At 42.1% G+C, this 23,109-nt stretch carries 21 protein-coding genes and 1 other RNA gene; 18 read left to right on the top strand and 4 right to left on the bottom strand.

Annotated elements, in window-relative coordinates; genetic code table 11:
- Window positions 1–56 precede the first annotated feature (56 nt).
- Both sspA and sspB read left to right on the top strand, forming a co-directional pair.
- Window positions 57–692 (top strand): stringent starvation protein SspA, encoded by a 636-nt coding sequence (sspA, locus tag OCV27_RS12095; protein ID WP_125320097.1) that lies wholly within the window; start codon window positions 57–59, stop codon window positions 690–692.
- Window positions 693–704: 12 nt separating this feature from the next.
- The gene (gene sspB, locus OCV27_RS12090) at window positions 705–1,199 is read left to right on the top strand and encodes a ClpXP protease specificity-enhancing factor (RefSeq protein WP_125320096.1); all 495 of its coding nucleotides are present in this window, start codon (window positions 705–707) and stop codon (window positions 1,197–1,199) included.
- A gap of 54 nt (window positions 1,200–1,253) precedes the next feature.
- On the opposite strand, the gene OCV27_RS12085 is transcribed toward sspB, so the two are convergent.
- From OCV27_RS12085 to OCV27_RS12070, 4 genes are read right to left on the bottom strand one after another with little or no spacing between them, the layout of a single operon-like run.
- Entirely contained in the window at window positions 1,254–1,823 is a 570-nt protein-coding gene (locus OCV27_RS12085; RefSeq protein ID WP_125320095.1) for a BON domain-containing protein, read from the bottom strand.
- 3 nt (window positions 1,824–1,826) lie between these two features.
- Complete coding sequence (locus OCV27_RS12080) at window positions 1,827–2,417, bottom strand: phosphoheptose isomerase (RefSeq protein WP_125320094.1); 591 nt, start codon at window positions 2,415–2,417, stop codon at window positions 1,827–1,829.
- A 3-nt stretch (window positions 2,418–2,420) separates the two neighbouring features.
- Window positions 2,421–2,789 carry a YraN family protein gene (locus OCV27_RS12075; RefSeq protein WP_125320093.1) on the bottom strand — a complete coding sequence of 123 codons (369 nt, stop codon included), beginning with the start codon at window positions 2,787–2,789 and terminating at the stop codon, window positions 2,421–2,423.
- Entirely contained in the window at window positions 2,773–4,587 is a 1,815-nt protein-coding gene (locus tag OCV27_RS12070; RefSeq protein WP_125320092.1) for a penicillin-binding protein activator, read from the bottom strand. Before OCV27_RS12070 ends, OCV27_RS12075 begins: the two co-directional genes overlap by 17 nt.
- Window positions 4,588–4,650: 63 nt before the next feature.
- On the opposite strand from OCV27_RS12070, the gene rsmI reads away from it, so the two are divergent.
- The 16 genes from rsmI (at window position 4,651) to lpxC (ending at window position 22,731) form a co-directional block, all read left to right on the top strand.
- A complete protein-coding gene (gene rsmI, locus OCV27_RS12065) occupies window positions 4,651–5,514 on the top strand; it encodes a 16S rRNA (cytidine(1402)-2'-O)-methyltransferase (RefSeq protein WP_125320091.1) in 864 nt (287 codons plus the stop codon).
- 125 nt (window positions 5,515–5,639) lie between these two features.
- An RNA gene (gene rnpB / locus OCV27_RS12060) (RNase P RNA component class A) lies at window positions 5,640–6,034 on the top strand.
- Between the two features lie 184 nt (window positions 6,035–6,218).
- Window positions 6,219–7,169 (top strand): 16S rRNA (cytosine(1402)-N(4))-methyltransferase RsmH, encoded by a 951-nt coding sequence (gene rsmH, locus OCV27_RS12055; RefSeq protein ID WP_125320090.1) that lies wholly within the window; start codon window positions 6,219–6,221, stop codon window positions 7,167–7,169.
- 6 nt (window positions 7,170–7,175) lie between these two features.
- A complete protein-coding gene (gene ftsL, locus OCV27_RS12050; RefSeq protein ID WP_125320089.1) occupies window positions 7,176–7,493 on the top strand; it encodes a cell division protein FtsL in 318 nt (105 codons plus the stop codon).
- Complete coding sequence (locus OCV27_RS12045; RefSeq protein ID WP_125320088.1) at window positions 7,490–9,235, top strand: penicillin-binding transpeptidase domain-containing protein; 1,746 nt, start codon at window positions 7,490–7,492, stop codon at window positions 9,233–9,235. The genes ftsL and OCV27_RS12045 overlap by 4 nt, the downstream gene beginning before the upstream one ends.
- A 12-nt stretch (window positions 9,236–9,247) precedes the next feature.
- Entirely contained in the window at window positions 9,248–10,732 is a 1,485-nt protein-coding gene (murE, locus tag OCV27_RS12040) for a UDP-N-acetylmuramoyl-L-alanyl-D-glutamate--2,6-diaminopimelate ligase (protein ID WP_125320087.1), read from the top strand.
- The gene (locus OCV27_RS12035; RefSeq protein ID WP_125320086.1) at window positions 10,729–12,087 is read left to right on the top strand and encodes a UDP-N-acetylmuramoyl-tripeptide--D-alanyl-D-alanine ligase; all 1,359 of its coding nucleotides are present in this window, start codon (window positions 10,729–10,731) and stop codon (window positions 12,085–12,087) included. Before murE ends, OCV27_RS12035 begins: the two co-directional genes overlap by 4 nt.
- On the top strand, window positions 12,084–13,166 hold the full coding sequence (gene mraY, locus OCV27_RS12030) for a phospho-N-acetylmuramoyl-pentapeptide-transferase (RefSeq protein WP_125320085.1): 1,083 nt from the start codon (window positions 12,084–12,086) through the stop codon (window positions 13,164–13,166). The genes OCV27_RS12035 and mraY overlap by 4 nt, the downstream gene beginning before the upstream one ends.
- Window positions 13,167–13,177: 11 nt before the next feature.
- Entirely contained in the window at window positions 13,178–14,503 is a 1,326-nt protein-coding gene (gene murD / locus OCV27_RS12025) for a UDP-N-acetylmuramoyl-L-alanine--D-glutamate ligase (protein WP_125320084.1), read from the top strand.
- Between the two features lie 14 nt (window positions 14,504–14,517).
- Entirely contained in the window at window positions 14,518–15,717 is a 1,200-nt protein-coding gene (ftsW, locus tag OCV27_RS12020) for a cell division protein FtsW (RefSeq protein WP_125320083.1), read from the top strand.
- On the top strand, window positions 15,704–16,765 hold the full coding sequence (murG, locus tag OCV27_RS12015; protein ID WP_125320082.1) for an undecaprenyldiphospho-muramoylpentapeptide beta-N-acetylglucosaminyltransferase: 1,062 nt from the start codon (window positions 15,704–15,706) through the stop codon (window positions 16,763–16,765). Before ftsW ends, murG begins: the two co-directional genes overlap by 14 nt.
- Window positions 16,766–16,777: 12 nt before the next feature.
- On the top strand, window positions 16,778–18,241 hold the full coding sequence (gene murC, locus OCV27_RS12010; protein WP_125320081.1) for a UDP-N-acetylmuramate--L-alanine ligase: 1,464 nt from the start codon (window positions 16,778–16,780) through the stop codon (window positions 18,239–18,241).
- Window positions 18,242–18,399: 158 nt separating this feature from the next.
- Window positions 18,400–19,203 carry a cell division protein FtsQ/DivIB gene (locus OCV27_RS12005; protein WP_125320080.1) on the top strand — a complete coding sequence of 268 codons (804 nt, stop codon included), beginning with the start codon at window positions 18,400–18,402 and terminating at the stop codon, window positions 19,201–19,203.
- Entirely contained in the window at window positions 19,187–20,449 is a 1,263-nt protein-coding gene (gene ftsA, locus OCV27_RS12000; protein WP_125320079.1) for a cell division protein FtsA, read from the top strand. The genes OCV27_RS12005 and ftsA overlap by 17 nt, the downstream gene beginning before the upstream one ends.
- Before the next feature lie 30 nt (window positions 20,450–20,479).
- Window positions 20,480–21,715 (top strand): cell division protein FtsZ, encoded by a 1,236-nt coding sequence (gene ftsZ, locus OCV27_RS11995; RefSeq protein WP_125320078.1) that lies wholly within the window; start codon window positions 20,480–20,482, stop codon window positions 21,713–21,715.
- A 98-nt stretch (window positions 21,716–21,813) separates the two neighbouring features.
- Window positions 21,814–22,731, top strand: coding sequence for a UDP-3-O-acyl-N-acetylglucosamine deacetylase (gene lpxC / locus OCV27_RS11990; protein ID WP_125320077.1), 918 nt, complete (start codon window positions 21,814–21,816; stop codon window positions 22,729–22,731).
- The last annotated feature ends 378 nt before the right edge of the window (window positions 22,732–23,109 follow it).

Raw genomic sequence — 23,109 nt, 5'->3', positions numbered from 1 at the left:
ATAATGGAGGCTAAGCCTCCATTATTTTTATGTCTGTATTTGTGCTGGAGGGCTCCATGGCTGTAGCTGCCAATAAACGTTCTGTGATGACTCTATTTTCAAGTGCATCTGATATGTATAGCCATCAGGTCCGCATCGTCCTAGCTGAGAAAGGTGTAAGTGTTGAAGTTGAATTAGTCGATGATGCAAACCTTCCTGCTGAATTGATTGAACTGAACCCTTATAAATCAGTACCTACTCTAGTTGATCGTGAGTTGGCTCTATATGATTCAAAAATCATTATGGAATACCTCGATGAGCGCTTTCCTCATCCACCATTGATGCCTGTTTATCCTGTTGCGAGAGGAAACAGCCGTCTGATGATTTATCGTATTGAGAAAAACTGGTACTCACTCGCAGAGAAAATTACTAAAGGCAACTCTGAAGAAGCAGAAGCTGCACGTAATAAATTGCGTAATGACTTGCTTACTCTAGGTCCAGTATTTGCTGAATTTGAATACTTTATGAGTGAAGAGTTTAGCTTAATTGATTGTTACTTAGCTCCGCTATTATGGCGTTTGCCACAGCTAGGCATTGATTTAGTAGGTCCAGGTTCGAAAGAACTAAAAGTTTACATGAACCGTGTTTTTGAACGTGATTCATTTTTGGCTTCCTTAACTGAAGCTGAGCGTGAAATGCGTCTGAGTCGCTAATTTGGAAGCGAAATGGACATAGCAAACATGACACCACGTCGACCATATATGCTGAGAGCATTTTATGACTGGTTGGTAGATAATGATTTAACACCTCACTTAGTTGTAGCAGCAACGTTACCAGGTGTTCATGTGCCAGTTGAATTTGTGCAAGATGGACAAATAATCTTAAACATAGCTCCTCGTGCTGTAGGTGACTTAGAGCTCGGCAATGAAGCGATAACGTTTAACGCCCGTTTTTCTGGCCTCCCACATAGCGTTATTGTCCCACTTTATGCCGTTCAAGCTATATATGCGCGTGAAAATGGAGCGGGTACAATGTTTGAGCCAGAAGACGCCTATATCGATGACGTTGATGAGTTTGACGAAGAATTACCATCGATAGAGGAGCATGATGGTGAAAACCCTGGGCTATCATTAGCCACTGAGCTCTCAGAAGATGGGCCAACACCTGATGATGAACCACCTAGACCTAAAGGTCGTCCAAGTCTAAGGGTTGTTAAGTAACAAAAAAGCTAAGTAACAAAAAGAAGCAGTGTAAGCTGCTTTTTTTTGTTTTTATTAGTTATCGATTTGAAAAGCTTTAATAACCTGCTCCACCCCTGAAACCTTTCTTGCAATATCAATGGCAATGTCGGCTTGCTCTGGTGTAAGGTAGCCAAATAAAAATACTTCTTTATCTTCGGTAATGACTTTGACCTTGACGCCATTGAGTCTTTTGTCGGTAAGTACCGCAGATTTGACTTTGGTTGTTATCCAACTGTCATGGCTAATCTGGCCGATAGAAAGTGGTTTCTTGACCCGAATCTGATTATGTATTTTCTTTACACCTTTTATATTATTGACTTTAGATAGAAAATTATTCAGAAGTTCGGAATTGCTTGCTTGGCCTATCAACACCACAGTCCCATCATAAGAACTGGCTGAAATTCTCACCTCATGTTGAAAAGGGGATTTATTGGTAATTCCTGCGACTTCAAATTCGATATTATTATCATCCCAAATTTCTTGTGTTGTACGGGTGTCGGTTACTATATTCGCAGTTGTTGCTGCGCCAGCAACAAATAGACCTGCGCACCCCGTAGTGCCTATGAGTATGCAGCTAACTAATAGTATGTATAAACTTTTCATGGGTTATTCATCGTGAACTGGAAATAAAACCTGATCAATAAGATCGCATAAGCAGTGCAGTGTCACCATATGCACCTCATGAATTCTTGCCGTTCTGTGAGATGGAATCCTAATTTCAACGTCATCATCCCCTAATAATCCTGCCATTTCACCACCATCTTTACCGGTAAAAGCAATGATGGTCATATCTCGTGTAACGGCTGCTTCCATTGCTTTGATAATGTTTTTGCTGTTACCGCTGGTGGAAATTGCTAAAAGAATGTCACCTGCTTGGCCAAATGCACGAACTTGTTTTGAGAAGATTTCTTCATAGTGGTAGTCGTTTGCAACTGCGGTCAATGTCGTGTTATCAGCCGTTAATGCCATAGCTGGTAAGCTAGGGCGTTCAGTTTCAAAGCGATTGAGTAGGCACGAAACGAACTGCTGAGCATTAGAAGAGGATCCCCCATTGCCGCAACATAAAATTTTGTTGCCATTTAACAAGCTAGAGACCATTGCCTGTGCTGCATGGGTTATAGCATCTGGTAGCGCTTCTGCGGCTGCAATTTGAATCTGAATACTTTCTGTAAAGCTATCTTTAATGCTGTCTAGCATTGATTATCCTTGAGTTATTGCGTTTTTTATCCATTCGATTTGCTGGCCATGTTGGTGAATGGCCATAATATCAAAACGAAAGTCAGTATTATGAACGGATTTATTATGCTTCATCAACCATACATTGGCAGCTTTGACGAGTTTAAGCATTTTGCTTTTAGTCACTGTTTCTGCTGCGTGGCCAAAGTATTGTCTTGAACGATAGCGCACTTCGACAAATACAATAGTAGCGCTTTCCTGCATTATAAGATCGAGTTCGCCTCCTTTGAAATGAAAGTTTTTCTCGATTGGTGAAAGCCCTTGGCGGATCAAATATTGCTCCGCCAAAATCTCATAATGTTCGCCACTTTGACGTTTAGTCAGTATGACCATATTCGGTCCAACTAATTTCACGCTGTACGACACAGTTTTGGTTGAGACTGAGTGTTCCTGTATTACCTTGCAATGAGTAACCTTCAACCACTTTCATTTGCGGTAGCTGCTCCATCAATAAGTAAGCGTCCATTCCCAGAGCTTGGAGGCGTTTTTCTGTATTGGAATCTTTGGGCCATAATTGTTCCAATTGAGCTTCAAGCAATTCATTGGGCTGAATTAGTAATGGTATATCGCTATACATTACCCCTGTTAAGTCTTCGTATTGTTGTCGACCACTATTACTACGCGAATTTGAAAACAACTTGGGTGGTACAGCATCAGGATTGACGGCTACTTCGATAAAGGGTTTGATTAAAGTCAACTCTGAACTCCCTGCAACAATATAGACAGCATCGATATCTCGTCTACTTCGTGGTTGTGTTTTAAGAGGAATGTTAAGTAATGATTCCATTTGTGCGATGTGTTGCTGACTTTCCTGTAAACCAAATACTTTATTTATATCTTTCTGAAGTTGGTGCTTATCTCCAAATAGATTTACTGCCACTTGATTGTTGCTGTGCTTTTTCCATTCTTGTTCAAATGCATTTACTACACGTGTACCTAAGTTTCCTTGTGGAGCGAGAATTAGTGGGTAACGATAACCTTGAGAATATAAGTGTTTTGCTGCTTGGGATACCTCTTGTTCTGGTGAAAGTGCGAGGTAGCAAGTATTATTACCAGGTTCTAAGTTGTCAGGAATATTTAGAGCAAGCGTAGGAAGAGGGCTAGAGAAAGTCGATTGGGCTTGTGTTAGCTTATCAATATTACTTTTGATAAGTGGGCCCACAATGAAATCAATGTGTTTTTCGACTAATGTTTGTTCAAGTTGTTCAACTGTGATGCTATTGGTATCTACGATGGTTAAGCTCGCATTTTCATCACGTTGGTTATCATTCATCATTTCTAAGATAAAGCCATCACGAATCAACTGCGCTTGTTTGGAATACTTTCCAGAGAGTGGGAGTAATAGTGCAGTATTGACTGGTTTTGTTACTTCAAGGTTAAGAATATCAATAATTCCTTGTGGAGTATTTCTCGCCGCTGGATGATTTGGGTTTTCCTTAAGCCATTTTTCGAGAGTGTTCTTTAGCTGAGCTAGGTTGGTTGATAGAGTTTTAGTATAGATAGACAACTGAAGCCATCCATCTAAGACCTCTTCATCACGTTTAGTAGAGTATTCCGTAATTTGATATTGATTATATTGATTTAAATTATCCCAAATACTTTGAGAAATACTGCTCTGTTGTGAAGGCTGAACATAATTGGCCGATGCCACAAGTTCGCGAGCTGCTGCAAAATAGTTGCCTTGTTGATTGAAAAGTTTGGCTCTGATTTGGTGGTACGATTTCCATTGAGTGTCTGCTAGTTTCCATGATAGGACAAAATTTAACTTGTTCCTTGCTTCATCATATTTACCTTGCTTAATCAATATCTTAGATCGTGATAGTTGCCATTCTGCTTGTTGCATGTGGGAAAGGTTTTGCCGAGCTAAACGTTGTAGTAATAAATCACTTTGAGTCACATCATTTGATTTGATAGATGATTTTAAGGCCATGATTAACCAATCATTTTGAATGTCACCTTGGCTACTATCTGCTCGCATTAAATAAGTACGTGTTGACTGATTAGGTGAAAGTGTAATATCTACGTTTGTCTGTTTAGACGGCCCTGTAGAACAGGCTGACAAAATGACAGCGAGGGCTACAGGAGTCAGTATGCGTGTTACACTGAGTCTCTTGTGGTTTTTCATGGCCATGAGTTATTAGCTATTTCCGTACAAAATTTTATCTATATTAATCGTTGAAGTGATGGTAAACAAATGACAGATAAAAAAACCTTACTAAATGAGGTTCCAGCTCTCTACATTGTCCCGACGCCAATTGGCAATTTAGGTGATATCACTCAACGGGCACTTGATGTTTTAACTAATGTTGATCTTATTGCTGCAGAGGATACCCGTCATACCGGTAAATTATTATCGCACTTTGGTATTTCGACGAAAACCTTTGCATTGCATGATCATAATGAGCAGCAAAAAGCGCAAGTTTTAGTTGAGAAAGTGTTAGCTGGGTACTCTATTGCACTTGTTTCTGATGCAGGTACTCCATTAATTAGTGATCCAGGGTATCACGTAGTCACAAAATGTCGTCAGGCTGGCGTTAAAGTTGTGCCACTTCCAGGGCCATGTGCTGTAGTGACAGCCTTAAGTGCATCTGGTTTGCCCTCGGACCGTTTTAGTTTTGAAGGTTTTTTGCCAGCGAAGAGCAAAGGGCGCAAGGATAAATTTCTCGAAATTTTAACAGTTGAACGCACCTGTGTTTTCTATGAATCCCCACATAGGATTCTTGATTCTTTACGTGATATGTTAGAGATTATTGGCCCTGAGCGAGAGGTTGTATTGGCTCGTGAACTGACAAAAACATTTGAAACGATCCAGGGTTTACCACTTGCTAAATTAGTTGAATGGGTAGCTGTAGATGAAAATCAGCAAAGGGGTGAAATGGTACTACTTATCCATGGATACCGTGTTGTTGCTGATGACTCATTACCAGAGGAAGCGACACGAGCGCTTACTATTTTAACTAAGGAGTTACCACTTAAGAAAGCAGCGGCTCTGACAGCAGAGATATATAATTTAAAGAAAAATGCGCTCTACAAATGGGGTTTAGAGCATCTTGATTAGAGGTCCATCAGTATTTAGATGTTTTTGACCTCTGTACGTTGGTTTTTTCATCAATCAATAGTTTGATTTTATCATATTTGTGATCTCGCTAGACACTGGATGCCAATGCCGATACAATCTGCCTCGGAGTCGACTCGGTAGTCGCTGCTTCATTGATGTCCCTTATCCATGTGGTGAGGGAGACTGATGGAGGGGAGGAAAGTCCGGGCTCCGTAGAGCAGGGTGCCAGGTAACGCCTGGGAGGCGCAAGCCTACGACAAGTGCAGCAGAGAGAAGACCGCCGATGGCTCGTTTGAGCACAGGTAAGGGTGAAAGGGTGCGGTAAGAGCGCACCGGATGGCTGGTAACAGTTCGTTGCAAGGTAAACTCCACCCGGAGCAAGACCAAATAGGCTTCCACATTGCGTTGCTCGCGTAAGGAAGCGGGTAGGTTGCTTGAGCCAGTGAGCGATTGCTGGCCTAGACGAATGGCTACCACCGCGAAAGCGGAACAGAACCCGGCTTATATGTCGGCTCCACCTATTCGAAACCCATCATAGCGCTAGTGTTATGATGGGTTTTTTGCTTTTTATTGACGAACTTACTGCTACAAGCACTAAACTTAGCGCAATATCACGTGTCCGATTCTGCATAGGTGGCGATCCACCGTTAAATCAGTACACTGGATAGTTTTAGCGTCGGTGCAAGAGCGAGATATATACTACAATGACTGAAAAATTTAAGCACATTTCTGTATTACTGCATGAGTCTATCGATGGCTTAGCGATTAAGCCCGATGGTACTTACATCGATGGAACTTTTGGGCGTGGTGGCCACAGTCGTTATATCCTAAGTCAATTAGGAGAAAATGGGCGTTTGTTCAGTATTGATCGCGATCCTCAGGCTATTGCTGAGGCTAAGACTATCGACGATGCTAGGTTTAATATTATTCATGGTCCTTTCTCAGGCATGGCTGAATATGCGCAGCAGAGAGATTTAGTTGGAAAAGTGGATGGAGTCTTACTGGATCTTGGAGTTTCTTCTCCACAATTAGATGATGCTGAGCGTGGCTTTAGTTTTATGAAAGATGGCCCATTGGATATGAGAATGGACCCAACATCTGGTATACCGGTGTCTCAATGGTTATTGGAAGCGGATCTTGATGATATTACTTGGGTTATTCGTGAGTTTGGTGAGGACAAGCACGCACGGCGTATTGCTAAAGCAATAGTTAACTATCGAGAAAATGAAGAAAACGAACAGCTTACACGTACGAGTCAATTAGCAAAATTGATTTCAAATGCGGCTCCAAAAAGTTTTAAAGAAAAAAAACACCCTGCGACACGTACATTCCAAGCTCTTCGAATCTACATCAATAGTGAACTAGAAGAGATTGATACTGCCTTAAAAGCGGCTGCAAGTATTCTAGCACCCAAGGGTCGCTTATCAGTGATAAGCTTCCACTCCTTGGAAGATAGAATGGTCAAACGCTTTATCCGTAAAGAAAGTAAAGGGCCAGAAGTTCCTCATGGCATACCAATGACAGAAGAACAAATTAGTGCATTAGGTAGTGCGAACCTAATTCCGATGAGTAAAGCGATTAAACCTTCGAAACAAGAAGTTGAACTCAATACGCGATCACGCAGTTCTGTACTTCGCATTGCAGAGAAGCTGTAGATAATCATGAGTAGGCATGTTCCAAATCTGGCTAAACTTATTGCGTTGGACCTTGTTACTATCGGGCGGATCCCCTTATTGGTTCTTACTTTGATTTTTGCTTCAGCAATGGCCGTTGTATTCACTACCCATCATACCCGCCAAGCCATTACAGAAAAGGACTTGGCTCTACAAGAACGTGAACGATTGGATAATGAGTGGCGTAATTTATTGCTTGAAGAGACGGCTTTAGCTGAGCATAGCCGCGTTCAAGAAATTGCAAAAGATGAATTGCATATGAAACGTCCAGATGCAGATAAAGAGGTTGTTATTGATTTACCATGAGCAAAAGTAAAGTACCTTCTGCCACTAAGAATACTTCTAACAAAAAGTCTGCGCTTTCTGAACCACCGAGTCTAATACGTTGGCGTTTTTATTTAGTGTTGCTTGTTATGTTTGGAGCATTTTCAGCGCTCATCGCTCGAATTGCCTATATTCAAATTATTGAGCCAGATAACCTTATTCAGCAAGGTGACTTACGTTCAGTTCGAGCTAAAAAAATCCATTCTGCACGGGGTATTATTTCTGATCGTAATGGTGAGCCGCTTGCTGTTAGTGTTCCCGTTGAAGCTGTTTGGGCTGATCCTGTCACTATTTTTAAGCGTGAAGGTTTTGCTAATATGGACCGATGGTATGCATTGGCTGATGTTTTAGGCCTTGACCGTAAGGAAATGATCGGAAAAATACATAAGAATAAATCTCGCCGTTTTATCTATCTTCAGCGCCAAGTAAGCCCAGCGATGGCCAACTATATCAGAGAATTAAAACTTGCAGGAGTTGGACTTAAAGCCGAGTCCCGTCGATATTATCCAACAGGTGAAGTAAGTGCCCATTTGGTCGGAGTAACGGGTATTGATGGGCATGGTTTGGAAGGTACTGAGCGTAGTTATGATAAGTGGCTTACTGGAGAAGCGGGTAAACGTATTATTCGTAAAGATAGGTATGGTCGAGTGGTTGAGAATATTTCTCTTGAAGAGCGAGAGCAAGGTAAGCATCTTGAATTGACCATTGATCAAAGAATTCAAGCTATTGCGTACCGCTCGATTAAACAGGCGGTTGCGGATTATCGAGCCACATCGGCCACTGCTGTGATACTAGATGTTAAGACCGGTGCGGTATTAGCAATGGTTAACGCACCCTCATACAATCCTAACAATCGCTCTGAACTCCAGTCTGCAAAGATGCGCAACCGTGCAATTACCGATGCCTTTGAACCAGGTTCAACAATTAAACCTTTTGTTGTTCTAGCAGCACTTGAAAATGGTATAGCTACTAAAGATACTGTCATTGATACAGGTAACGGCATTATGCCAATCGGTGGTCAGAAGGTGCGTGATGTTTCTAAAGTAGGTAAAGCTGATTTACGCACTATATTGAAAAAATCCAGTAATGTTGGGGTAGCCAAGTTAGCCTTGGATATGCCTCTTGAATCATTACTTGAAATGTATAGCTCGGTCGGTTTTGGCGAACTGTCTGGGCTTAATCTTGTAGGAGAAACGCAGGGGATTTTCCCCAACCGACGTCGCTGGTCTAAATTTGAAATTGCCACTTTAGCATTCGGTTATGGGTTGACTATTACTCCTCTTCAGTTGGCTCATGCTTACGCAACCTTAGGTAATTTTGGAAAATACCAACCCATTCATATTATCCAGAGCAACCAACAAGATTTATCACGCCAGGTAATCGATAAAAATAATGCTCATCTCGTACTCGATATGCTAGAAACGGTAACCCAGCCAGGTGGTACTGCAACAAAAGCAGCTGTTCCAGGATATCGAGTGGCTGCAAAAACGGGAACTTCACGTAAAGCAATTGCTGGTGGTTATGGAGATGAGTACTTTGCCTATACTGCAGGCATTGCTCCTGTCAGTAACCCCAAAATTGCCGTTGTGGTTGTCGTTAATGAGCCTCAAGGTGATAATTATTATGGTGGTTCGGTAGCCGGGCCTGTATTTGCCGAGATCTTAAAGAGCACCTTACAAATTCTTAACGTCGCTCCTGACGAGAATAGATTTAAGAAAGATTAATAGAGAAACGAGATGGCTAAATCACTTACTCTTATTGAGCTACTTGCGCCTTGGTTAGATATTTCTGCTGAGAAAAAATTGGATTTTATTGTTGAAAAGCTTGAGTTGGATAGTCGACAGCTCGAACCAGGGTCTACTTTTGTTGCGCTTAAAGGGCATGCTGTTGATGGTCGGCAGTTTATCGATTCAGCAATTATTCATGGGGCAAATGCGATTATTGCGCAAGCTGAAGACCCAAATCATCATGGTAATATAGAGTGGCGAGGAAATGTGCCAGTGGTTTATATGGATGGCTTGAATCAATATCTCTCTCATATGGCCAATCAGTTGATGCCGCTTAAGAATAATCGTTTGATCGCGGTAACAGGTACCAATGGTAAAACTACTATCACTCAACTGATAGTTCAGTGGCTGGACCTTTTAGGTAAAAAATCAGCAGTACTTGGAACTACGGGGAATGGATTTCTTGAAGCTCTAAAGCCCGCCATCAATACTACTGGGAATGCTTTGGAAATTCAGCATACTTTGTCTGATTTAGAACGTCAAGGTGCTAATTACATAGCAATGGAAGTGTCGTCCCATGGCTTGGTACAAGGCCGGGTTAAGGCGCAAAGTTTTGCTGTGGGTGTGTTTTCTAATTTAAGCCGTGATCATCTGGACTATCATGGCACTATGGAACAATACGCTCTGGCTAAACGTTCACTATTTACTGATCATAATTGCACTCATGCTGTGATCAATATTGATGATCCTGTTGGCGCATCTTGGGCTCAGGAAATGGAAGATTGCATCCCAGTTTCTTTATCGCCAATTAAAAGTGGTCAAGGAATATTTGCAACTAAATTAGTGTATTCAGAGGCTGGAATTGAGTTGTCATTTTCAGGCCAGTTTGGCGATGGTTGCTTCACAGTGCCTTTAATTGGTGAATTTAATGCCTGTAACGTGTTGGTTGCTTTAGCAACCATACTATCTCTCGGGTTTGATAAGAAGATGTTACTTGATACTGCCAGTCAGTTGACATCGGTTTTGGGTCGTATGGAGTTATTTCAATCTGTAGGCAAAGCTAAAGTCGTAGTGGATTACGCTCATACTCCTGATGCATTGGAGAAAGCACTTTTAGCACTTAAGATTCACTGTCGTGGAAAACTATGGGTGATTTTTGGTTGCGGCGGTGATCGAGATAAAGGAAAACGCCCTATGATGGCATCTATCGGTGAGTTACTCGCAGATAACATTATTTTAACCGATGATAACCCCCGTAGTGAGTCACCTGTTGAAATTGTGAAAGATATGTTGGCTGGGATGACATTTGCCACAAAAGCGATGGTGGAACATGATCGCTATCAAGCTTTAGCTCATGCACTGCAGCATAGTCATGCTGACGATATAATCTTATTAGCAGGTAAAGGCCATGAAGATTACCAGATTGTCGGCAACAAAAAGCTTCATTATTCTGACCGAGACTCTGCCTTACAACTTTTGGAGCTAACCTTATGATCCCTTTGACTCTGACACAATTAGTTGAAGTAATTGATGCTGAGCTGATAGGTGATGATGCTGTGATTCAACATATATCAACAGATACCAGAACTATCGAGACCGACTCTCTGTTTGTAGCTTTGATCGGTGAGCGATTTGACGCCCATGATTTTGTGCAGCAGGCAGTATCATCTGGTGCCATAGCTCTGTTAGTCAGTCGTTGTGTTGATGTTCAAGTCCCTCAATTATTGGTAAGCGATACCAAAACCGCATTGGGTAAATTAGGCCAATTTGTTCATCAAGTATGTCAGACTCCGACGGTTGCTATCACGGGGAGCTGTGGTAAAACAACAGTTAAGGAAATGGTGGCGAGCATTATGTCTCAGCAGGGGCGAGTACTTTATACCACCGGTAATTTCAATAATGATATTGGAGTGCCGCTGACTTTATTGCGATCTCAACCAGAAGATGACTGTGCTGTCATCGAGCTGGGTGCTAACCATATCGGTGAAATTGCTTATACTACACAATTGGTAAGACCAGATGTCGCTCTGGTCAATAATGTAGAAGCCGCTCACTTAGAGGGTTTTGGCTCTATGGAGGGGGTTAAGAAAGCGAAAGGAGAAATCTATCAGGGACTTAAGTCTGGTGCAGTAGCTATCGTTAACTTAGATAGCCATGGCGGTAAGTTGTGGCAAAGTATATTGTCTGACAAAACAGTGAAGACATTCTCACTCTCTGATAACAGTGCACAATATAAAGCACGTAACCTAACTATAAACATCAATGGTATGACTTCTTTTACCATTGATACTCCCAAAACTAGCTTTGATGTGTCTTTAGGAATTATTGGCCAGCATAATGTCGCAAATGCACTTGCTGCAACTGCGCTTTCAGTAGAGTTGGGTGCATCATCGGAAATGATTGTTTTGGGTTTGGAAGCTTTATCTAAAGTAAAAGGAAGAGTTGAAAGTATCGAGCTTAGTGAGAATATTAAGCTGATTGATGATAGCTATAATGCTAGTGTTCCAGCTATGAAAGCGGCTGCAGATTTATTGAGTGGCTTTGATGGCATAAGGTGGCTTATTTTGGGCAATATGGCTGAGTTGGGTAAGGAAAGCCTTGCACTTCACCGCCAAGTCGGTAAACATGCGGCCCCATTTAAATTTGAATATGTGCTTACTTATGGATCAGATAGCATAGCGATTAGTGATGTATGCTACGGTAAGCATTTTGATGATCATGGAAGCATGATTGAGTTTATTAAGCAGCACATTGTCCAGCATAGTGGCCCCCAAACATTATTGGTTAAAGGGGCAAATAGTGCTGGAATGAGTAAAGTTGTCGCTGCGATGAAGGAGATGTATACATGATTATTTGGCTTGCAGAGCTTCTACAGCCATACTTTTCATTCTTCCGCCTATTTGAATATTTGTCTTTTCGAGCCATTGTGAGTGTTTTGACCGCTTTGGGTTTATCTCTATGGATGGGCCCTCGCCTTATTAAGCGGTTGCAGGTGCTTCAAATTGGTCAAGTAGTTCGAGATGAAGGGCCTGAATCTCATTTTAGCAAACGTGGCACCCCAACTATGGGGGGGCTAATGATTTTAACGGCAATTATTACGACAGTACTTGTTTGGGCTGATTTGTCCAATCCGTATGTTTGGGCTGTGTTGGCCGTTCTAGCGGGTTATGGTGTTGTAGGTTTTGTTGATGACTACCGTAAAGTTGTGAACAAAGATACCGATGGTCTTATTGCTCGCTGGAAATATTTTTGGCAGTCTGCAATAGCTTTAGTTGTTTCGTTTGCTTTGTATGCTTATGGCAAGGATACGACAGCAACTCAGTTAGTCGTACCTTTCTTCAAGGATGTTATGCCTCAGCTTGGCCTTTTCTATATAGTGCTGAGCTATTTTGTGATTGTCGGCACTAGTAATGCGGTTAACCTTACCGATGGTTTGGATGGGTTAGCAATTATGCCTACAGTACTTGTTTCTGCAGGTTTTGCCGCGATTGCTTGGGCAACAGGTAACGTTAACTTTGCGAACTATTTACATATTCCTTATGTACCTCTGGCATCTGAACTGGTGGTTGTTTGTACCGCAATGGTGGGTGCTGGCTTAGGATTTTTATGGTTTAACACTTATCCTGCACAAGTTTTCATGGGGGATGTAGGTTCACTCGCTCTTGGTGGGGCTCTTGGAACTATAGCAGTACTCGTACGTCAAGAGTTTGTACTCGTCATTATGGGAGGCGTATTTGTCATGGAGACCTTATCCGTGATTCTCCAAGTCGGTTCTTATAAATTAAGAGGCCAGCGCATTTTTCGGATGGCTCCAATTCACCATCACTATGAATTAAAAGGTTGGCCAGAACCTCGCGTCATTGTGCGTTTTTGGATCATCTCAATAGTATTAGTACTCGTTGGTTTAGCGACACTGAAAATACGTTAAGGAAGTAGAGTTTGACTTTTGAACCTTGGCAAAATATTGATAGTGTTGTTGTTGTAGGGCTTGGAATTACCGGTCTCTCTGTGGTGAAGCATTTATCAAAGCTACCCTATGGCTTGACGGTTCGAGTCATCGATACGCGCATACAGCCACCAGGTGTGGAGGCATTGCCTAAAGGGGTAGATTTACATTGCGGTGGCTGGCCAGATGACTGGTTGGTAGATGTGGATCTTATAGTGGTTAACCCCGGAATTGCATTAACTACCCTAGAGATTCAACGAGCAATTAAGATGGGGATACCCGTAGTTGGGGATATTGAACTTTTTGCTTGGCAAGTAGATAAACCAGTTCTCGCCATCACAGGATCAAATGGTAAGAGTACCGTCACTGATCTAGCTGGTGTGGTATCAAACGCCTCCGGTGTTAAGACCGCTATTGGAGGGAATATAGGTGTTCCTGCGCTTGATTTACTTAACCAAGATGCTGACCTCTATATTTTAGAGCTTTCAAGCTTTCAGCTAGAAACTACGTCTAGCCTTTCATTGGTTGCTGCGGCTTTTCTGAATCTATCAGAAGATCATATGGATCGATATTCTGATATGGAGGCTTATCGACAGGCCAAGCTTCGAATTTTCAAACATGCTCAGGCTGGTATAGTTAATGCCGATGATTTAGCGACATACCCTGACAAAAAAGAGCTACGGTTAATTGAGTTTAGTCTGGTGAAAAAAACAGAGTTCTATGTTAAATCGATAGATGGAAAAGAATTCTTATACCATGGTGAGCGTCAACTTCTGGCAGCGGATCAATTGAGTTTAGTTGGTAGGCATAATGTAGCAAATGCACTTGTGGTATTGGCATTGCTAGGTGAAGCTGGTGTGAATGTGACTGCTGGACGTGATGCACTAAAAAATTATACAGGGCTGACCCATAGATGTCAGGTTATCTCCCATAACAACGGTGTGAAGTGGGTTAATGATTCCAAAGCGACAAATGTAGCGAGCACCTTAGCTGCTTTATCAGGATTGTCTCTTTCCGGTAAGTTATACCTATTAGTTGGTGGGGATGGCAAAGATGCTGATTTTTCGGAGCTCCAGTTTGTATTACAAGCTTTGGATGTTCAGCTGTGCTGTTTTGGACAAGATGGACGCCGTTTTATGCACCTTACGCAAGATTCAAAGTATTTTGCCACACTAGAAGACATCGTTCAGTGGGCTAGTCATAGAGTGGAGAGCGGCGATATGGTGATGTTATCACCTGCTTGTGCAAGCTTCGATCAATTTAATAATTTTATGGCACGTGGTGAGGTATTTACTGCGCTAGTCAAACAGTACGCATAGTTTAAGTCATCAGAATGCAAATACGAGATCTGTTAGCAAATAGTAGACGTTGGATGACAATTTCTTCTCCTGAAGTTTTGTTTGACCGTCAGTTGTTGTGGATTGCTTTGGGGCTTATGCTAACTGGCTTAGTTATGGTGACCTCAGCTTCATTTCCAATTAGTTCGCGCCTTACGGACCAACCTTTTCATTTTATGTTTCGTCATGCAATATTTCTTCTATTAGCTTTGTCTACAGCAAGTATCATACTTCAAGTACCACTACGTAAATGGTCACAGTACGGTACCTTATTACTTGGATTATCGTTTTTTCTTCTGGTCGTTGTTTTGCTTGCTGGTAAATCGGTTAATGGTGCGTCTCGCTGGATACCTCTAGGTTTATTTAACTTGCAGCCCGCAGAAGTGGCCAAGTTGTCGTTATTTATCTTTATGTCTGGTTACCTGGTTCGTAAACATCAAGAAGTCAGATCAAGCTTCTTTGGTGGTTTTATTAAACCTATTATCATTTTTGGTACTTTAGCTAGCTTACTCTTACTTCAACCTGACTTAGGAACAGTGATTGTGATGTTGGTGACTTTGTTTGGAATGCTGTTTATTGCGGGTGCTAAATTAAGTCAATTCTTGGCACTAATGATGGTTGGCATTTTGTCAGTGGTAGCTTTGATACTGCTTGAACCATATCGAGTGAGACGCGTTACCTCTTTTCTAGATCCATGGGAAGACCCATTTGGCAGTGGTTACCAGTTAACTCAATCTTTAATGGCATTTGGTCGAGGTGAATGGCTAGGGCAGGGCTTAGGGAATTCGATTCAAAAGCTTGAGTATTTGCCTGAGGCTCATACTGACTTTGTCTTTGCTGTACTTGCAGAAGAGTTAGGTTTTATTGGTGTCGTTTTGGTTCTTATTCTGATCTTTAGTCTAGTGGTAAAAGCTATTTTGATTGGGCGAAAAGCGTTTGATAATGATTTACTGTTTGGTGGTTACTTAGCATTTGGAATAGGAATTTGGTTTGCTTTTCAAACCTTAGTAAATGTAGGTGCTGCGGCGGGTATGGTTCCAACTAAAGGTTTGACCTTGCCCTTGATTAGTTATGGTGGCTCTAGCCTGGTTATTATGACGGTCGCTGTGAGTATATTATTAAGAATCGATTTTGAATGTCGTGTGAGCGTCCTAAGTCAATTACCTAAAAAGAAACAAGACGATGAAAAAAAATAAACGATTAATGGTAATGGCTGGGGGAACGGGAGGGCATGTTTTTCCTGGTTTAGCCGTTGCTAAAAAGCTTCAACAGCATGGTTGGGATATTCGCTGGCTTGGAACGGCTGATCGAATGGAGGCTGAGCTGGTTCCCAAACATGGGATTGAGATCGATTTCATTGAAGTCAAAGGGTTACGTGGCCAAGGCATATTACGTTTAATGCAAGCACCTTTTCAGATTATTAATGCTACTTTCCAAGCAAGAAGGCACATTAAATCTTGGCAGCCTGATGTTGTACTTGGAATGGGAGGGTATGTCAGTGGGCCAGGTGGTATTGCAGCTAAAATATTAGGTGTGCCTGTTGTGTTACACGAACAAAATGCGGTAGCTGGGCTAACTAACCAGTGTTTATCTCGGATCGCATCTAAGGTGTTTCAAGCTTTTCCTGGTGCTTTCCCAAATGCAGAAGTTGTGGGAAATCCAGTACGTGAAGATGTTGTTGCTCTAAGTTCTCCAGAACAGAGGATGGGTGAGCGTCAAGGTAATATCCGCATCTTGGTAATGGGAGGAAGCCAAGGCGCACAAATTCTTAATCGCACTATGCCAGAAGTCATGGCAAGATTAGGTACGGGATACGAGATACGTCATCAGGCAGGAAAAAACCGCCAGGCGGAAGTGGAAACTTCATACCAGCAATACCAAATTGCACATTCCGATGTCGCAGAATTTATTGATGATGTCGCTGATGCATACGCATGGGCTGATATACTTATTTGTCGTTCTGGTGCTTTGACTGTCTCTGAAGTTGCAGCCGCAGGGGTAGGAGCGGTATTTATTCCCTTTATGCATAAAGATAGACAACAGGCTTTAAATGCAGATCATTTGGTAGAGTGTGGTGCGGCTAAGATGATAGAGCAACCAGAGCTGACAGTTGATAAACTCACTCAGCAAATACAACAATTTGATCGCCGACGACTGCTTGAAATGGCAAACCGAGCACGTTCAGCTGCTAGGTTAGATGCAGATAACAAAGTGGCTGAAGCCATTATTGCGCTAACAAATTAACGAGAAATATCCATGACAATTCAACATACTCAAAACTTAGCGCACATTCGTGCCATGGTACCGGAAATGCGTCGTGTAAAATGTATTCATTTTATTGGTATCGGTGGTGCAGGAATGAGTGGTATTGCAGAAGTTTTGCTTAATGAGGGCTACCAGATCTCAGGTTCTGATCTTGCGGATAATCAAGTAACTGAACGTTTAGCCCAGAAAGGGGCGAGGATCTTTATTGGCCATAGCGACTCCAATATCAACAAAGCCAGTGTGGTGGTCGTATCGACGGCTGTCAGTGAAGAAAACCCTGAGATTTTAGCTGCGCGCGCGGCTAGAATTCCAATAGTACGTCGAGCTGAAATGCTCGCAGAACTTATGCGTTTTAGACATGGAATTGCAGTGGCGGGAACACACGGTAAGACAACAACAACAGCTTTAGTGACCCAGATTTATTCAGAAGCTGGTTTAGACCCAACTTTTGTTAACGGTGGCTTAGTTAAAAGTGTTGGCGCCAATGCACGCTTGGGTTCAAGCCGTATCTTGATTGCGGAAGCTGATGAGAGTGATGCTTCTTTTCTGTATTTACAACCTATGGTTAGTATTGTTACCAATATTGAGTCTGACCATATGGATACTTATGGTGGTGATTTCGAGACACTTAAACAAACTTTTATCGATTTCTTACATAATTTGCCTTTTTATGGGCAGGCTATTGTTTGTATCGACGATCCTGTAGTAAGAGAGTTAATCCCAAGTATTAGTCGCCAAGTGATTACCTATGGCTTCGATGAACAGGCCGATGTTCGTATTGAAAATTATTGCCAGTATGGCCAACAAGGTAAATTCACTGTAGCGCGTAATGGGCGTACAAACATAGAGATCACTCTGAATATTCCTGGGCGGCACAATGCTCTTAATGCCGCTGCGGCAATTGCAGTCGCGACTGAGGATGATATTAACGATGACGCGATTTTACGTGCTATGGCTTCAACGCAAGGGACTGGACGGCGGTTTGAGCACTTAGGTGAATTTGAGACGGGTAATGGTCATGTTATGTTAGTTGACGATTATGGTCATCATCCAACAGAAGTGGATGTGACTATCCATGCTGCTCGCAATGGTTGGAAGGAAAAACGTCTGGTGATGATCTTCCAGCCACATCGTTATAGCCGCACACGGGATCTATATGATGATTTCGCCAATGTGCTCGATCAAGTTGATGTTCTACTTATGCTCGATGTGTACTCTGCAGGTGAAAAGCCGATAGCAGGAGCTGATGGCCGATCATTGTGTCGGACTATTCGTAGTCGCGGAAAGCTGGACCCTATTTTTGTTTCTGAGATCAGTGCATTACCATCAGTTTTAGCAAATATTTTGCAAGATGGTGACTTGGTGCTAACGCAAGGTGCAGGAGATATTGGCAAGGTAGCAAAGCAATTGGCCATGTATGAATTAAGCTTAGAAAAAATGCGTACTAATGATTGAAAAAGTGAAATTTCTAATATTTGAGACGAAAAATAGAATTAAAGTGTGATTTCTCAATTTCAATGTTTGATACTTTACATGACACCAGTATAATCCAAAGGTTAATATAAGTACTTTGCCTTGGTATGAAAATAGGTAAGGAATAAGGTCGCGATTGAATGGCAACGGACTTAGACGAAAGTGCGCATATAGAGGGCCGTCGCCTAACCGAGCACCCGATATTAAGAAAGCATAGTATTGGTGGGCTGTTTTTATTACTTGTATTGCTGTTGATTAGTTCAATTTTGTATTCCACAGTATCTTGGATGTGGGACGATAAGCGACTACCACTATCGAATATAATATTGGAAGGGCAGTTGAAATATGTAACATCGCTAGATGTCCAGCGCGCATTTGCTACTTTGCCGCATGTTGGTACGTTTATGTCACAAGATGTTAAAGTTTTGCAAGATACGGTTGAAGCTATACCCTGGGTCGCTCATGCTTCTATTAGAAAACAGTGGCCTGACACAGTGAAAGTGTTTTTGACGGAATATATAGCAGTTGCTGTCTGGAATGGTACTGAGTTGCTTAATTATCAAGGTAATATCTTCAATGGTGATATTGATAGATTGAGTGAACAACGTGTAAAACTATACGGGCCTTTAGGAAGTAACCAAGAAGTGTTAGAGGTATGGCGAGAGGTAAGTCCCAAATTTGCTGTATTAGACCTTAAGATATCTTCTTTGCTGTTAAATGAGCGTCGGGCTTGGCAGATTATTCTTGATAATGGTATTAGGCTTGAATTAGGTAAAGAATATTTATATGAGAGGGTCGAGCGATTCCTCTCGTTATACAAAAACTTAGGTAGCGATTCACAGAGAGTCAGCTATATTGACCTCAGGTATGATACAGGAGCTTCTGTAGGTTGGTTTCCTGGACAAGAGTTAGAGCAAGAGAGCACAGATGACAAAGACCGCTGATGACAACATTATTGTTGGTCTTGATATAGGCACAGCAACCGTATCGGCTCTGGTTGGAGAAGTTCTGCCTGATGGTCAAATAAATATCATTGGTGCCGGTAGCAGCCCCTCCCGCGGGATGGATAAAGGTGGAGTTAACGATTTAGAGTCCGTCGTTAAGTCCGTCCAGCGCGCTGTTGACCAGGCCGAACTAATGGCTGAATGCCAGATTAGTAATGTTTTTATTTCTATATCTGGTCGGCATATTGCCAGTCGAATAGAAAAAGGCATGGGGACCATTTCAGATGAAGAGGTTTCCCAAGAAGATATGGATCGCGCTATCCATACTGCTAAATCTATCAAAATAGGTGACGAGCAACGCATTCTGCATGTAATTCCTCAAGAATTTACCATTGATTACCAAGAAGGGATAAAAAATCCGCTAGGGTTATCAGGAGTGCGGATGGAAGTCAGTGTTCACCTGATCTCATGCCATAATGATATGGCAAGAAATATTATTAAGGCTGTTGAGCGTTGCGGACTAAGAGTTGAACACTTAGTGTATTCTGGTTTAGCTGCCAGTACCGCAGTTATCACTGAAGATGAACGTGAGTTAGGCGTTTGTGTTGTTGATATTGGTGCAGGCACTATGGACGTCTCTATATGGACTGGTGGTGCTTTGAGGCATACAGAAGTATTTTCTTATGCGGGTAATGCGGTCACTAGTGATATTGCATTTGCATTTGGTACACCTGTTAGTGATGCTGAAGAAATAAAAGTAAAATATGGTTGTGCACTCAGTGAACTAGTCAGTAAAGATGATACCGTTAATGTACCTAGCGTTGGAGGACGACCTTCGCGTAGTTTGCAAAGACAAACTTTATCTGAAGTGGTTGAGCCCCGTTATACTGAACTGATGGGCCTAGTAAATCAGACTATCGATACAGTTCAGGATGCGTTGCGAGAAGAAGGAATTAAACATCATCTTGCAGCAGGTGTAGTTCTGACGGGTGGAGCTGCACAAATTCAAGGATTAGTGGAATGCGCTGAACGCGTATTCCGTAATCAAGTAAGAGTAGGAAAGCCTCTCGAAGTGAGTGGGCTGACAGATTATGTAAAAGAGCCGTATCATTCAACGGCTGTGGGTTTACTTCATTATGCAAGAGATAGCCAAATTAATGAGGATACAGAGTATACTGAGCCAAAACGCCAGTCTGTAACAACATTATTTGGGCGCTTGCGTAACTGGATACAAAGAGAATTTTAACCTGAGTAGCAGGATAAACGGAGATAACACATGTTTGAACCGATGATGGAAATGTCTGATGACGCGGTAATCAAAGTCGTTGGGGTTGGTGGCGGCGGCGGTAATGCTGTTGAACACATGGTACGTGAATCCATCGAAGGCGTGGAATTCATTAGCATCAATACAGATGCGCAAGCGCTTCGTAAAACAAGCGTGAATAGCGTTATCCAGATTGGTGGTGATATGACAAAAGGTCTTGGAGCTGGAGCTAACCCTCAAGTTGGGCGTGACGCTGCTCTCGAAGATCGCGATAGAATTAAAGAAGAGCTCGAAGGTGCCGATATGGTATTTATCGCAGCTGGTATGGGTGGTGGAACAGGAACAGGTGCTGCTCCAGTAATTGCAGAAGTTGCAAAAGAACTGGGTATATTGACGGTAGCCGTTGTGACTAAACCATTTAGCTTCGAAGGTAAGAAGCGCTTAGCATTTGCAGAGCAAGGAATTGAAGAGTTATCGAAACAAGTTGATTCTTTAATTACGATTCCTAATGAAAAACTGCTTAAAGTGCTAGGGCGTGGGATTACTTTATTAGAAGCTTTTGCCAGCGCGAATGACGTACTTAAGAATGCAGTACAAGGTATTGCGGAACTTATTACTCGTCCAGGTATGATTAACGTTGACTTTGCGGATGTTCGCACTGTGATGTCAGAAATGGGTCATGCCATGATGGGAAGCGGTGTTGCCAAAGGTGAAGATCGTGCTGAGGAAGCGGCTGAGATGGCAATCTCAAGTCCTCTGCTTGAAGATATAGATCTTGCTGGTGCTCGTGGTGTTCTGGTAAATATTACAGCTGGTCTTGATATGCGTCTGGATGAATTTGAAACGGTTGGTAATACAGTCAAGGCATTTGCTTCAGATAATGCTACAGTTGTTATTGGTACTTCGTTAGACCCTGATATGGCTGATGAGATTCGTGTGACTGTTGTTGCTACTGGTATCGGTACTGAAAAGAAGCCTGATATCACCTTAGTTGCTGGAGGAAAAACAAAAGTTTCTCCTGTCGCTCAGCCACAAACTCAACCAGTTGCGCCTGCTCAACAACAAGCTGTCAATAAAGCAGAAGAGAACCCGGCATCAACTTTGCAGGAGAAAACACAAGCAACTCCTCAGCCGACAAGTTCTGCTCCTTCAAGCTCAGGTGCTGGCCAACAAAGTGCAGCTCCAAAAGCCGATAAGGATACTGGGTATCTGGATATTCCAGCATTTTTACGTCGTCAGGCTGACTAAACTAGACATAATTTGACACTGTTCAAAATTATGGTACGATCCACGGTCGATGTTGCTTATTGACCGTGTTTTGTAGCAATTTGTACTGAGGCAAGCAGATGATCAGACAACGTACTCTGAAAGAAATAGTGAAAACAACGGGAGTGGGTCTCCACTCTGGACGTAAAGTCACGTTGACTCTTCGCCCAGCGGCTGCAAACACAGGCGTTATATACCGTCGAACAGATGTTAATCCACCTGTCGATTTTCCCGTTGATGCTCAATCCGTTCGTGACACTATGTTATGTACCGCATTAGTTAATGATGAAGGTATACGTATATCTACGGTTGAACACTTGAATGCCGCGCTTGCTGGTATGGGAATTGATAATATTATCGTTGAAGTCGATGCACCTGAAGTTCCTATTATGGATGGTAGCGCAAGCCCATTCGTATTTTTGCTCCAACAAGCTGGTCTTGAAGAGCAAAATGTAGCTAAACGCTTTATCCGTATAAAAAAACCAGTACGCTTTGAAGACGGTGATAAATGGGCCGAATTTGTACCGTATAACGGTTTTCGTATGGATTTTGAAATCGAGTTTAACCATCCTGCTATTGAATCCGATGAACAACATCTATTGTTTGACTTTTCATCGCAAGGGTTTGTGAAAGATATTTCTCGAGCACGAACTTTTGGTTTTATGCATGATATAGAATACTTACAGTCACAAAACCTATGTCTGGGCGGTAGTTTTGACTGTGCGATAGTGCTGGACGAGTATCGTATTTTGAATGAAGAAGGTCTTCGTTTTGATAACGAATTCGTCACTCACAAGGTTCTTGACGCTATTGGTGATCTATATATGTGTGGTCACCCAATTATTGGTGAATTCCGTGCTTTTAAATCAGGCCACGGACTAAACAACCAGCTTTTACGTTCTGTTCTAGCAGACCAAGAAGCATGGGAGTGGGTAACCTTTGAAGAAGAATCCACATCTCCTGTTGCATTTGCTAATGTGAATGCACTCATTGTGTAGAAGTAAACTCTTTCTAAAAACCAGGCAATTGCCTGGTTTTTTTATTTTAGTATGTTTTTGTGGCAAAAAAATGCCCTCTTATTGATAAGTAATAACTAGAACATTTACACCTATGATCTGACTCTAATGAGCTTTACTTAATGATTTGAGATTCATAAAGCGTATAAACATCCGCCATATAACCAGTAAAAATAAAGAATGCTTCAAACAAATAACCTTGTTATTGGTTCTTGGTGGTAAAATTCCTTAAACTAAGCGCCACTTACGCCTTGAAATCTAACGTTCTCACCGCAATATCTGGGTAAAGTGATTTATCTCAGTATTCTTAGTTTAAAACTGTTAGAAACTGAAGGCATAGAATATAGATCGGGCCCGATC

It is taken from the genome of Vibrio pectenicida (assembly GCA_024347015.1).
In the GTDB taxonomy this organism is placed as follows: domain Bacteria; phylum Pseudomonadota; class Gammaproteobacteria; order Enterobacterales; family Vibrionaceae; genus Vibrio; species Vibrio pectenicida.
The sequence above is the reverse complement of the archived record's forward strand: the minus strand, read 5'-3'. Positions and strand labels throughout refer to the sequence as shown.